Annotated in this window: 8 protein-coding genes; 7 read left to right on the forward strand and 1 reads right to left on the reverse strand. The window is 61.3% G+C overall.

Features of this window, described 5'->3' with window-relative positions:
• Positions 1-22: 22 nt before the first annotated feature.
• Genes ACILSO_RS16770 through ACILSO_RS16785 form a run of 4 tightly spaced genes read left to right on the forward strand, consistent with a single transcriptional unit; the run spans position 23 to position 7,110 of the window.
• Positions 23-2,194 carry a TonB-dependent receptor plug domain-containing protein gene (locus ACILSO_RS16770; protein ID WP_395738586.1) on the forward strand — a complete coding sequence of 724 codons (2,172 nt, stop codon included), beginning with the start codon at positions 23-25 and terminating at the stop codon, positions 2,192-2,194.
• Positions 2,195-2,222: 28 nt separating this feature from the next.
• Positions 2,223-6,173, forward strand: a complete 3,951-nt coding sequence (locus tag ACILSO_RS16775; RefSeq protein ID WP_395738587.1) for a cobaltochelatase subunit CobN — start codon at positions 2,223-2,225, stop codon at positions 6,171-6,173.
• Positions 6,170-6,787, forward strand: a complete 618-nt coding sequence (locus tag ACILSO_RS16780) for a MotA/TolQ/ExbB proton channel family protein (RefSeq protein ID WP_395738588.1) — start codon at positions 6,170-6,172, stop codon at positions 6,785-6,787. Before ACILSO_RS16775 ends, ACILSO_RS16780 begins: the two co-directional genes overlap by 4 nt.
• The gene (locus ACILSO_RS16785; RefSeq protein ID WP_395738589.1) at positions 6,784-7,110 is read left to right on the forward strand and encodes a DUF2149 domain-containing protein; all 327 of its coding nucleotides are present in this window, start codon (positions 6,784-6,786) and stop codon (positions 7,108-7,110) included. Before ACILSO_RS16780 ends, ACILSO_RS16785 begins: the two co-directional genes overlap by 4 nt.
• A gap of 46 nt (positions 7,111-7,156) precedes the next feature.
• On the opposite strand, the gene ACILSO_RS16790 is transcribed toward ACILSO_RS16785, so the two are convergent.
• Positions 7,157-9,190 (reverse strand): DUF4838 domain-containing protein, encoded by a 2,034-nt coding sequence (locus tag ACILSO_RS16790; protein ID WP_395738590.1) that lies wholly within the window; start codon positions 9,188-9,190, stop codon positions 7,157-7,159.
• A gap of 240 nt (positions 9,191-9,430) precedes the next feature.
• Here ACILSO_RS16790 and ACILSO_RS16795 point away from each other — a divergent pair, with 240 nt between their 5' ends.
• The 3 genes from ACILSO_RS16795 to ACILSO_RS16805 all read left to right on the forward strand — a co-directional run bounded on the left by ACILSO_RS16795 (position 9,431) and on the right by ACILSO_RS16805 (position 12,638).
• Positions 9,431-10,762 carry an ammonium transporter gene (locus ACILSO_RS16795; protein ID WP_395738591.1) on the forward strand — a complete coding sequence of 444 codons (1,332 nt, stop codon included), beginning with the start codon at positions 9,431-9,433 and terminating at the stop codon, positions 10,760-10,762.
• 155 nt (positions 10,763-10,917) lie between these two features.
• The gene (locus ACILSO_RS16800; RefSeq protein WP_395738592.1) at positions 10,918-11,883 is read left to right on the forward strand and encodes an ATP-binding cassette domain-containing protein; all 966 of its coding nucleotides are present in this window, start codon (positions 10,918-10,920) and stop codon (positions 11,881-11,883) included.
• Entirely contained in the window at positions 11,880-12,638 is a 759-nt protein-coding gene (locus ACILSO_RS16805; RefSeq protein WP_395738593.1) for an ABC transporter permease, read from the forward strand. Before ACILSO_RS16800 ends, ACILSO_RS16805 begins: the two co-directional genes overlap by 4 nt.
• The last annotated feature ends 5 nt before the right edge of the window (positions 12,639-12,643 follow it).

The following is a 12,643-nucleotide window of genomic DNA, read 5'->3' on the forward strand; positions in this document are numbered from 1 at the left end:
TCTCTTGGGTTCCTCTTCATCGATGGCTCTTTTGTTCGCCGCTATTCTGGCATGCCATGCCTCAGGCGCTGAAAAACCAGCCAAAGTGGATGCTGAAAAAGCCGAGGAACTCCCCACGATGGTCATCACCGCCTCCCGCACGGCGCAGGAGCAGAAAAAAGTGCCTCAGTCCACGAATGTGGTGGAGCAGAAGCGCATCGAGCGTTTTCAGGCGTCCACCCCTTCGGAAATGCTGCAGGAGCAGCCAGGCGTGTGGGTCAACCAAGTAGCCGCGCAGGGCTCCCCGGTCATCCGCGGCCAGATGGGCAACAAGCTGGTCTATCTTTGGGATGGGATTCGCATCAACAACGGCGGCATTTTCTCGGGACCGAATCCGTTTTTCAATCAGTTCCCCATCGATGCCGTGGGCCGCATGGAGGTGGTGCGCGGCGCAGGCTCCGTGCAGTACGGCAGCGATGCCATCGGCGGTGTGATCAATGTGTTTTCGAAGCGTGGTGAGTTCTCCGAGAGCCTCAACGTGGGCGGAGACATCTATTCCCGCTACGGCAGCAACAACTCGGAGTTCACCAACGCGGCCAATATGCATGCGAGCAATTCGCAATGGGCCTTTGCCGCAGGCTGGTCTGCCCAGGACGCAGGAAACTACCACAGCTCCACCGGGCCGCTGCAGCCCACCAGTTTCAATACGAGCGGCGGCTACGCCAATCTGGCCTTCCAGCCCGCAAAGGGACATGTCTTCCGCCTTTCGTGGGTGGGCAATGAACGCACCGCCGTGTCCAGCTACGTGCAGTCCCAGCTCAATGCCAATGGCGTCCCACGCATCTACAGCCCGCTGGAGCGCCGTGGCATCGTGAAGATGGACTACACCGCGAGCGATCTCGGGCTGCTGAGCGATGAGCTCAAAGTATACGGCTACTACCAGTACTATGACCAGCTGCGCGAGCGCCGCGTGCAGACAGCCACGCTGTTTAACAACACCATCACCAATTCCGACCAGGACGTGTGGGGCGTCGGCATCCAGAACGCGGCCACCTTTGGCACCAAGAACACACGCCTGGTGTATGGCATGGACTACCGCCATGAGAACCTCTCCTCCTCGCAGCTGCTGAACTCCCGCGTGCTGGCCACCGGCGTCACGACCACCACGCAACCCGCGGGCATCACCCCGGACGGCACCTATTCGGTGTTTGACACCTTTGTGACGCTGGACTTCAAGCCCGCGGACAAGCTGCTCATGAACATGGGCGCGCGCTATGAGCGCACACACCTCCGCTCCAATCCGGAGCCGCTGGATGTGATCCCCGGCGCGGGCTACACGCTCAGCGATCTCATGGCCGACAAATATTGGAACGCCGTGACTTGGAACGTCGGCGCGGTGTATCAGGCCACAAACACGTTTGACCTGGTGGCAAACGTGGCCACAGGCTACCGCACGCCCACTTTCAGCGATTTGCTGAGCGCAGGCACGCCGGTGTTTTCCAGCCTCACGGCCTCGCTGCCAAGCACGAATATCAATCCGGAAAAGAGCATCACGTACGAACTGGCCGCACGCGTGCACACGGAGAAGTTCAAAGGCTCCATCACTGGTTACTTGACCAAGCTCTCCGACCTCATCACCTCCACCACGCAGGGCACCGTGGTCATCGGAGGCGTCACCTACAATGCCACGCGGAATGCCAACTCCGCCAAAGGCTACATCACCGGCGTGGAGCTGGCCTTGAGCTACGAGCTGGACCGCCACTTCACCCTGTTCAACAACACCACCTGGACCTATGGCCAGAACCAGTCTCAAAACGTCCCGCTGCGCTTCATTCCGCCGCTGTATGGCAACTTCGGCGTGCGCTTTGAGACGGATGAAAAGAAAGCCTGGGTGGAGCTCTCGGAACTGTGGGCCGGACCGCTGATTCGCCACAACACGAGCGACGAAATCGACGCCGGCTTCTCCATGGATCCAGCTTTTGGTTCGCCGAACACGACCAACAATCCAGCCATCAATCCGAACTTCCAGATCTCAGGATTCTTCATCACCAACATCCGCACCGGAGTGAAGGTGTGGGAGCGCGGGACCCAGTCCTTTTCGCTCACGCTGAACCTGAACAACCTCTTCGACACGAAATATCGCCAGGCCTACTCTCAGCAGCAGCGCCAGGCGGTGGGCTTCAATGTGGTGGTGGGTGGACGGTTGACGTTTTGAGAAGGCCCTGTGACGTTCTTCGCCCCGCATGTTCCGCCTCTCACACCTCATCGTCCTCGGCCTCCTCTTTCTTCTGGGGCAACTGCATGCGGCGGAGCCGCTGGACTGGGCCTTCATCGGACTCTGGGACCGCTCCATGCCGCAGGTGGAGGCGGCGTGCCGGGAGAACGGCATCAAGGCCTCCTTCTTCAGAGGGCAGAGCTTTAACGAAACGCAAAAGCGTGAGCAGGCCGCGACTCACCGGCTTATATTTGTGTTGAACCTTGAGGCGGACCAAGCCCCCGCGCTCACGCAGCGCCTCAAGGAAGCCCGCGTGCTGAACCCCGAGCAGCGCGTCATCCCGCTGGACACTCGCGGCAGCCAGATGGATCTGGACAAAGCCGGCCTTCTCTTGAAGGACGAGGCTGTGCCCGCCTACTGGCGTCCGAATGGCACTCTGAATGTGCGCCGCCTCATCCGCTACTGCATGGTCAAGCATTGCGGGGTGCAGGGCGAGATTGAGCCTCCCGTGCTCATCCCGGATTCCGGCTACTACGATCCCGCGCGTGAAGAGTCGTTTGCAGAGATCGGCGAATTCATCGCGTTCAAACGGGAGAAGAAGCGCTGGGTCGAAGGCGCCTCCGTGGCGGTGCTTCTGTTGCAGCAGTCGTTTTGGATCACGCATGACCTGAAGGTCATCGATGCGCAGATTGCCGCGCTGGAGAAAAACGGGCTCAATGTGGTGCCGGTGTTTGGAGATCGTGAGGAAAACGTGACGAAGCTCACGCGCGCCGCCGCCCCCACCATCCTCATCGAAGACCGCCATGGCGCCATGTGGCAGAGCACCGCGCTGCTCAAAGAGCTGAATGCACCCTACCTGCGCCCCATTTCCATGCTGGCCACCACGAATGAGGAGTGGCTGAAAGATCCGCGCGGCCTCTCCGCACGAGATGTGGGCATGTTCATGGCGCTGCAGGAATCTTGGGGCACGCTGGAACCCGTGGTCGTGGGCGGCTTGAAAGAAAATATCCAGGGCTTCCGCCTGCACGAGCCCATCCCGGATCGCATCGAGGCCTTCGCCGCGCGCGCCGCACGTTGGGCTTCGCTGAGGCGGAAGAGCAATGCTGAAAAAAAGATCGCGCTCATCTATTACAACAAAGGCCTGGGGCAGGACGACCTCATGCGCGGAAGTCCCACCGGCGGCTTTCTAGATGCACCGGAGAGCTTCATGCGCTTCCTGCCGCAGTTGGAAAAAGCCGGCTTCAGTGTGAAGGGCACCCCCAAGGACTCGGCAGCGCTCATCGCCGCGATGAAACGCGGTGGGCGAAACATTGGCCCTTGGACGCAGGGAGATCTGGAAAAGCTGGTGGATGAATCCCAGCCAGTGCTCGTGCCGCTGCAGCAGTATGAGCAGTGGTTCAACACGAAGCTCAGCGAAGCTGCGCGGAAGACCATGGTGGAAAAATTTGGCCCGCCGCCCGGGCGCATCATGGTGGTGCGGCGCAATGGCGAGCCGCACATCGTGCTGCCAAAAATCGAAATGGGAAACCTCGTGCTCATGCCGCAGCCGGAGCGTGGGGAAAAGCAGGACGAAAACCTGCTGCACAATCGCGATACACCGCCGCCACACAACTACCTGGCCTTCTACTGGTGGCTGGAGGAGCAGTACCATGCTGATGCCATCGTGCACTGGGGCACGCACGGCACGCTGGAGCTGATGCCCGGCAAGGAGGCCGGTCTTTCCAAAGACTGCTGGAGCGATGTGTGCGTGGGCCGCCTGCCCGTGGTGAACCTGTGGATCACCGACAATCTCGGAGAGGCCACGCTCTCCCGCCGGCGCTCCTACGCCGCACTGGTGGACCACATGCCGCCGCCCGCCATGGCCGCGGGGATTGACGGCGAATTCAAAAACCTGCACGAAGACATCCATAAATACCGCACGCTGGAAGACGGTCTGCTCAAAGAGGAGTACCGCAAGCGCATCACGCAGCAGGCTCGCGCCGCCAGCCTGCATGGCGCCGCCGGCGGTTCCGATGCCGCAATGGATGACGCCGCAGTAACAAAACTCGATGAGCACCTGCACAATCTCCTCGAATCACGCACGCCGCTGCGCCTGCATGTGCTGGGAGAGGGGCCGCATGAAGACGAGATGGTGCCCTACCTCGCGCAGATCCTCGGAGAGCCGCTGCTGGAGCACTTGTCTGCCGCTCGTGGTCTGCAGCGCGCTGCTTTGGAACACAAGACGCAGGACCGCGGCGCTGCGGCGGAGTTTCTCCGCGCCGCACTCGATGGCACACCGCCCGCGAATGTACGCATGACGCCTGAACTGGAAAAGGATGTGCAGTTTGCACGCGAAATGCGCGCACGCTTGCTGGATGCCGGGAAAGAACACGCGGGGCTCATCACCGCGCTGAGCGGCCACTACATCGAGCCAGGCCCCGGCCCAGATCCCATCCGCAATCCTGCCAGCGCGCCCGGCGGGCGGAATCTGTATTCGCTCAATCCCGAGGAGATCCCCACACGGCCCGCATGGGAAACCGCGCGCAAGCTGGTGGATGAACTGCTGCGCACGCGGAAACCGAAGAAGATCGCCATGGACCTCAACGGCATGGAAACCATGCGCGACTTCGGCGTCATGGAGGGACAGATCCTGGCGCTGCTGGGCGTGCGGCCCATCTGGAACCAGAACAACCTTGTCATCGATGTGGAGCTCATTCCCACAGAAGAACTGGGTCGCCCCCGCGTGGAAGTCTTCATCGCCATGGGCGGGCAGTACAAAGAAAACTTCCCCACGCGCGTGGCCCTGCTGGACAAGGCTGTGCGCATGGCTGCCGCTGCACCCGAGGCCGCCAATCCTGTGCGGGATGCCGTCGCCGCCACGCATGAGCGGCTTCTCAAGCGCGGCTACTCCGCCGCACGTGCGGACCAGTATGCCGCAGCACGCATCTTTGGCACCAAGCCTGGAAACATGAGCGGCACCAACATCCTCTACCTCATTCCGCGCTCCGGCGTGTGGGACAAGGACGAGGAAGTCACCAGCGTGTACACGGACAGCATGAGCTTTGTTTACACCCAGGACACGTGGGGAGAAAAGGTGGACGGACTCTACGAGGAGGCGCTGCAAGACACCGACACCGTGCTGCGCGTGTGGGCCTCCAACATGACCAGCCAGCTCTCCAATCACCACGCCTATGAATACCTCGGCGGGCTGAGCATGGCGGTGAAAAAAGTCACCGGCAAATCTCCCGCCGCCGTCATCTCCGACGTGCGCGATCCCTCCGGCGCGCGCGTGCGTGACTTTCAAGAAGTGCTGGCCGCGAACCTGAAGTCCGAGCTGCTGAACCGCCGCTGGCTGGAAGGCATGAAGTCCCACGACTACGCTGGAGCAGGTCACATCACCGAGTTGGTGAAGAACACCTTCGGCTGGTCCGTCACACGACGGGAGAGTATCACGCAGGAGACGTGGAATGAAGTCTATGACGTCATCGTCAAAGACAAGCACCAGCTGGGGCTGAAAGAATGGTTTGAGCGCGTCTCCCCTCACGCCATCCAGGAGATCAGCGCCACGCTGCTGGAGGCCGCGCGGAAGGAGCTCTGGCAGGCCACGCCAGAGCAGGTGCAGGCACTCTCCCAGATCTACGCGCAGTCCGTCAAAGCCCACGGCGACTCCGGCGGCCTCGTCAGCGGCGGAAACACCCGGCTGGCAGAATTTGTCACCGCCAAACTCAATGCCCCTGGCGACCAGGAAAACGCCGCACTGGCTCGCGAGATGCGCGCCAAGCTGCAGCAAAGCGCCGAGCCGCCCGCCTCCGCTGCGGAGAAAGTCAGCGGCCCGCAGATCGGTGAAGCCCGGGAAAAAACAGCGCAACCGCAACCTCCCCCACAGCCGGAAGGTCCCGTGCTGCAACCTGCGTGGAACTCATTCGCGTGGTTGATTGGCGGAGCGGCTGTGCTCTTGATCCTGGCCGGTTTCTTCAAACGATCCGGGTCCGCCTCATGAAGTTGCTCGAACAACTGCTATCCCTCATCTCCGAAGCCGTCCTGCTGCCCACGCTGGCGGCCATTGTCATCCTCGTTGCCTGGAGCGCCATGCTGCTTGGCGGACTCCTGCGCGAGTGGTTGGGGAGGCGCACCGTGCAGGCTACACTGACCGCTTTGCGCCGCGCCCATGTGGAAGGCGCGGACCCTGTGCGCATGCTGCACATCCTGGGCACCGCCACCACCGGCCTGCCCGCGCGAATGAATCAACTTCTCTCGCAGTGGGGCGGTGCTGCGGATCTACCGCACTGCCTCGTGGAACTGGAAATCGAGACCGCCACCACGCTCTCCCGCCTTACCTGGATGACGCGCATCGCGCCCATGCTCGGACTCATGGGCACGCTCATCCCGCTTGGCCCGGCGCTCACCGGTCTGGCCTCCGGAGATCTCGCCACGCTCTCCAGCAATCTCGTCGTGGCCTTCACGGCCACCGTGGTGGGAGTGCTGCTGGGCTGCACCTCCTACACCATGAATCTGGTGCGCAAGAACTGGTACCAGCGGGACCTCAGCACCCTGGAGCACCTGTTTGTCTCCGCACAATCGCCCGCAGTCATCCCTTCTGCCTCCGCCGCATGAAAAAGCGCCTCTGGGACGACTCCGAAGGCGATGATCCCGCCACCGGCCTCATCAATCTCTTTGATGTGTGGATCGCCTTTGCCGCCGCGCTGCTGCTCGCCGTGGTGAGCTACTTCAATCTCCCCAAGCCCGCGCCATCCGCCTCTACCGACTCCCCGGCAGACAAATCTCCCACCACCGAAACCATCGACGCCGCGCGAATGAAGATCGACCGCTTTCAGGAAAGCCAAGCCAGCAAAAGCGGCGAAGGCGAGCGCCTGGGCACCGCCTACCGCCTCAAATCCGGCGAGATCATCTACGTAAAGGACAAGCAGAAGAAGTAGCCATCACTCCCTCTGTTGCTCCTCTCGCCGGGGTTCAAAAGTGATCCTACTTCCGCGTCGCACTCTGGTCCCCGCTCAGCCAGTCGTCCTCGGGCTTCAGGAACAGCTTCCCGGTCTTCGCGCCTTCGGTTGGTCCCTTCCATGCAAGGGCACGGGTCCACGCACCATCCGCCGCAGCCACCACGCCCACATTCACCGCCAGTGGATGATTCAGCAACAGACCGCGCATCATCTGCCAGCGCCGGTCCATGACTTCGTTCACCACTTTGGGATCCGGCTTCACTCCCCCTTCTGCCGCAGCCGCGTCGGCGAGGCGATGCGCCTCCCGGCTCACCGCGGTGAATTCAAAGCCCGCACGCAGAAACGCCACACGTCGGTGCGCCGCCGCATCGCCCTCGGTGGCCTTCGCCGCTGCCACCAGATGCGCACGCAGCGCCGCCATCGTTTCATCCGAGATCTGCGGAAACACCCGCTTCCCCGGCGTAAGCACGATCCCCTTCTCCGCCAGCAAGAAATACTGCCGCACCTCCTCCGCTCCCGCGCCAAAGCCGGTTTTGCAAAAGTCATCCAGCAGCGCGTCATACTCCTGCGCCGGATTCCAGCTCAGCTTCGCCATCATGTAGTAGTGCAGTCCCTGCGTGGCCCAGTGATGGTACAGGCTGTCCATGTCCGTGGCCAGCATGCCGCTTGCCGCCAGATAGCGCAGCGTCTCCGAGTTTTCCCGTGCACGCGGACTCAGCGCGCCATCGTAGTGGCCGCTGTGCAGGTTGTTGGGCCGCCAGTACACACGTTTCGCACCGGCCGCCTGCCAGCCCTTCCAGCCATCCGCACTGTTGGGCACATAGCGCAGCACCAGGTTCGGGTGCAGCTTTTCGCGCATGGGCGGATCCGAGTAGTAGCTGTAAGCCTCAATGAGGAAAAGCTGGTCCGGCACCACCTTCGTCACACGCTCCACCACCGCATTCCAGTAATGCACAAAGCGGTCCGTCAATGCCGCATGCTCCACCTCGCTGCGCTCGGATTCACCCACCTTCTTGAAGATCAGCATCCGCACCTTCGGCGCGTTCGGTGCATCGAGCTTGTTGCAGTTCTCGCACAGGCAGAAGTTTGAATAGCCGCCGTCGTTCGGACAGAGCGAGATCGCCGCCTGCGCCTTCCCATTCAGTCGCGTGAGAACGTCGTTCGCCACATGCTCCACCAGTCCCGGATTCGAAATGCACAGCCGCCAGCGCCCCTTTGCATTGCTTTGATCACGCGTTCCATTCGGCTGCAGGGCAAACCACTCCGGATGCGCCGCACCGTGCTCATCCCATCCGCCTCGCAGCCCATACCCAGCCGCACCGCCCACCACACCGATGTTTCCGCCCAGCCCATGCCACTTCTCCCAGCTTCCATCCGACTTCGTCTCGGACGCGGCATCCTTGGCCTTCTTGTAATCGTCAAGCGTCAGCCCCAGCGCCGCCAGCCCCTCTGCCGCACCGCGCACATCCAGCCCCGCAAAGCGGATCTTCCGCTGCCCGATCGGCGGAGTAAACCGCACATCAAGACTCTCCACGCTGATCGTCGGCTTCTTCGGGATCACCTTGCCAGATTCCCCCGGCCAAAGAAACCGACAGCCCTGCGATTCAAGAAAGGTGAAAACCGCCGTCGTGTTCGGATCACGCGACTTCGCGGCGATGTCATCATTCATTCCCGCGATCACGATGAAATTCCCCCCGCTCTTCAGCATGATCCCGCCAAGGCCAAGCCCTTCGCCGGAGACGCCCAGCCGCTTGGTCAGTTCCCCTTCCCCGAGCACGATGAAATTCGCTGCCAGCTTGCCATCCGCAGCCGGAACAATTCTGCCATGGTCCACACTCGCACCGCTCAGTTCTTTCTCGTGAACCACCGCCAGCGTGGCTCCGGACATTTGTTTGATGTGCCCCACCAGTGCCTTGGTCGAAAGATCCCCCGCTGCGGCACTTCCCGTCAAAACGATCGTGGTCTTCGGCTGGCCGTCCTGAGTGATGACAACGTCCGCCAGCAGGCACTGGCAGAGGGAGAGAGACAGAAACCAGGCCAAATAAGTCCGTGCGCGCATGTCTCAAAATACGCCTGATTCGCGCCAGTATTGCGACGCCTCATTCCATGCTCTGAAAACGCAGGCACGACAAAATCCGCAGCTGCTAAAAACCGCTGCGAAACCCTTAAATGAAGCATTTTTCGTGCCTAGATTACAATAAAGGTTGTCACATTTCGAGAGCCTGAATAGCATCGCAGCGGCTCCAACCAAGCCACGGCCCCAACCAGGCCGTCATCCCAACCAGCCGCCCAACCAACCATGACCCATCCCCTGCTGAAAAGCACCGGGAGCGGGGCCGCACGGATTGTATCCGCGACGACCGCGCTCGTACTCGCCACCACCTCCGCCCATGCCGCGGACGGCACCACCACCATCAACAGCGGAGACACTGCCTGGCTCCTCATCTCCACGGCCTTGGTGCTCTTCATGATGATTCCCGGACTGGCCCTGTTCTACGCCGGCCTGGTCCGGTCCAAGAACATCCTCTCCATCCTCATGCAGTGCTTTGCACTCACCGCAGTGATGAGCCTCGTATGGCTCGCCTGCGGTTACTCGCTGAGCTTTGCGGACGGCGGCTCCTTCATCGGCAGCCTCGACAAAATGTTCCTCAAGGGCGTCACGGTGGATGCCACGCGCAGCGACTGCCCCACCATCCCGGAGCTTCTGCATTTCGCTTATCAGATGATGTTCTTCCTCATCACCCCCGGTCTCTTCATCGGCGCCTTTGCCGAGCGCATGAAGTTCAAGGCCACCCTCGTCTTCAGCATCATCTGGAGCCTGGTGGTCTATGTCCCCTGCTGCTACGGCGTGTGGCACAAGGCGGGCGCCTTCCTAGGCCTTACCGGTGTCATTGATCTCGCGGGCGGCATCGTCGTGCACATCACTGCAGGCGTGGCAGCCTTGGTCGCCTGCATTATGGTGGGACCTCGCAAAGAGTTCCCCAGCGCGCAGCTCATGCCGCACAATCTGCCCCTCACCATCGTCGGCGCAGGCATGCTGTGGGTCGGCTGGTTTGGCTTCAATGCCGGCAGCCAGCTCGCGGCCAATGGCGCTGCGGCCATGACGCTCATCGTCACCCACCTCTCCGCCTGCGCCGCCTCCGTGGTGTGGATGCTCATCGAATGGATCCGCAATGGCAAGCCCAGCGCACTCGGCATTGCCACCGGCTCCATCGCCGGACTCGCCGCCATCACCCCCGCATCTGGCAAAGTGGGTCCCATCGGAGCCATCTGCATCGGCGCCATCTCCGCCTGGGTCTGCTGGCTCGCCTGCTCCAAGCTGAAGCACAAATTCCGCTACGACGACTCCTTGGACGTCTTCGGCGTCCACGGCGTGGGCGGCTTCGTCGGCACCATGCTCGTCGCCGTGTTCGGCTCCAAGAGCTTCGCCGGTGGCCTGGGAGATTTCACCACTGGCAAACAAGTGGTCACTCAGGGGCTGGCGTCGCTGTACACCATTTTGCTTTCAGGTGTTGCGAGCTACGTCATTCTGAAGCTCATCGACCTCACCATCGGGCTGCGTGTCTCCCATGAGGAGGAAAACCAGGGGCTGGACCTCGCCGAGCATGGTGAGACGGCCTACAACGACTGAGGCCTTCAGCCTAACCTTTACGGGTGAAGCCACGGATGCCGTGGCTTCACCATCATTTTTGCGAATGCCTGATTGCGAATTGTCATTCAGGCGCGCATAGGCTTAAATTTATTCCTTTTACTCTCCCGCCACCCCCACTCTCCATCTCCCAAGTCATGATCGATGTTCAGGAACTCACCAAGCAGTATGCCGGACGCACTGCGGTGAACAACATCTCCTTCCAGGTGGAAGCGGGGGAGATCGTGGGCTTTCTGGGACCCAATGGTGCTGGCAAATCCACCACCATGCGCATTCTCAGCGGTTACATGCCCGCCACTTCAGGGCGGGTCACCGTGGCGGGGTTTGATGTTTTCCACCAGTCCATTCAGGTGCGGCAGTCCGTCGGCTACATGCCGGAAATGGCCCCGCTTTACACGGACATGCGGGTCAAAGAATACCTTCGTTTCCGGGCGGAGCTGAAAGGACTCTCCGGCATGGCCATGCGCCGCCGTATCGGCGAGGTGATGGAGCTCACCGGCGTCACAGACATGCGCAAGCGCCTCATCGGAAATCTCTCCAAGGGCTACCGCCAGCGTGTGGCCCTGGCAGACGCTCTCGTGCACAGGCCCAAGCTGCTCATCCTCGACGAGCCTACCAATGGCCTCGACCCCGTGCAGATCCGCCATGTGCGCGACCTCCTGCGCAGCTTAAAGTCAAAGCACACCGTCCTGCTCTCCACTCACATCCTGCATGAAGTCGAGCAGACCTGCGACCGTGTGGTCATGATCCATCAGGGCCGCATCCGCGCCAATGACACGCCTGCAAACCTGACGCGTCAGCTCCGCTCCACCACCCTGCTTCATTTGGAAATCGACGGCACCGGAGATCTGGCGGAAAAGCTTTCCACGATTCCTGCCGTCCGAAAAGCCACGGAAGAACCCCTGCTCGTCCATCCCTGGCGGCGTTTTACCCTGCGGGTCGAACCCGAGCATGACGCCCGTGATGAAGTGATGGAACTCGCCATGAAACAAAAATGGCGCATCCGCGAGATGCACCGCCAGCTCCCCACTTTGGAAGATGTCTTCGTCGAGCTCTCCATGAACGCCGGCACCCCCACCGACATTCCCACCCACGTCCTATGAGGATATTCTGGATCCTGCTCAAAAAAGAACTGCATTCCTTCTTTGTCTCCCCCGTGGCCTACGTGGTCCTGGCCCTCGTCATGATATTGAACGGCTTCGCTTTCCGTGCCGCCCTTTCCGTGCTGGAAAATGCGCCCAGCGAAGGCTCCATCGTCAGCTGGACCTTCCACGCCATGTGGTTCTGGCTCTCCTACTTCTTCATCTTCCCGCTGCTCACCATGCGCCTCTTTGCCGAGGAAAAAAAGATGGGCACGCTGGAGACTCTCTTCACCGCCCCGGTGCGTGCCTGGCAGGTGGTCGGCGCCAAATATCTGGCCTCCGTCATCGTTTACTGCGTTCTCTGGCTGCCCAGCCTGATCAATTTCAAATTCGCCCACTGGATCTCTGCGGGTCAGGTGGAGCTTCCTGGCGGCGCCATGCGCGGCGCCTACCTCATCCTCGTGGTCATGGGCATGTTCAATCTCGCCGTGGGCTGCTTCGCCTCTTCGCTTACGGCCAATCAAATCGTGGCCGCCATTATTTCCTTCACGCTCAGCCTGCTGCATTTCCTGCTGGGCATCTTCATCATGGTCGTCGGCCGCAAGATCTCGGACACCATCGTGGACATCGTCAACTACTTCGCCGCCACCGAGCACATCCGCATCTTCACCGCAGGTCTCATCGACAGCAGGCCCATCATTTACTACCTCAGCATGTCGCTGCTGTTCCTCTCCTTTACCCACCACGTCGTCGAGTTCCGCCGCTGGCGCCCGTGAGCGCC

The organism is Prosthecobacter sp. (assembly GCF_044226605.1).
Classification (GTDB): domain Bacteria; phylum Verrucomicrobiota; class Verrucomicrobiia; order Verrucomicrobiales; family Verrucomicrobiaceae; genus Prosthecobacter.

Bases quoted from the DNA above. Each gene is read 5' to 3' on its own strand.
- ACILSO_RS16780 (WP_395738588.1), top strand. From the start codon at position 6,170: ATGAAGTTGCTCGAACAACTGCTATCCCTCATCTCCGAAGCCGTCCTG.
- ACILSO_RS16770 (WP_395738586.1), top strand. From the start codon at position 23: ATGGCTCTTTTGTTCGCCGCTATTCTGGCATGCCATGCCTCAGGCGCT.
- ACILSO_RS16795 (WP_395738591.1), top strand. From the start codon at position 9,431: ATGACCCATCCCCTGCTGAAAAGCACCGGGAGCGGGGCCGCACGGATT.
- ACILSO_RS16790 (WP_395738590.1), bottom strand. From the start codon at position 9,190: ATGCGCGCACGGACTTATTTGGCCTGGTTTCTGTCTCTCTCCCTCTGC.
- ACILSO_RS16785 (WP_395738589.1), top strand. From the start codon at position 6,784: ATGAAAAAGCGCCTCTGGGACGACTCCGAAGGCGATGATCCCGCCACC.
- ACILSO_RS16805 (WP_395738593.1), top strand. From the start codon at position 11,880: ATGAGGATATTCTGGATCCTGCTCAAAAAAGAACTGCATTCCTTCTTT.
- ACILSO_RS16775 (WP_395738587.1), top strand. From the start codon at position 2,223: ATGTTCCGCCTCTCACACCTCATCGTCCTCGGCCTCCTCTTTCTTCTG.
- ACILSO_RS16800 (WP_395738592.1), top strand. From the start codon at position 10,918: ATGATCGATGTTCAGGAACTCACCAAGCAGTATGCCGGACGCACTGCG.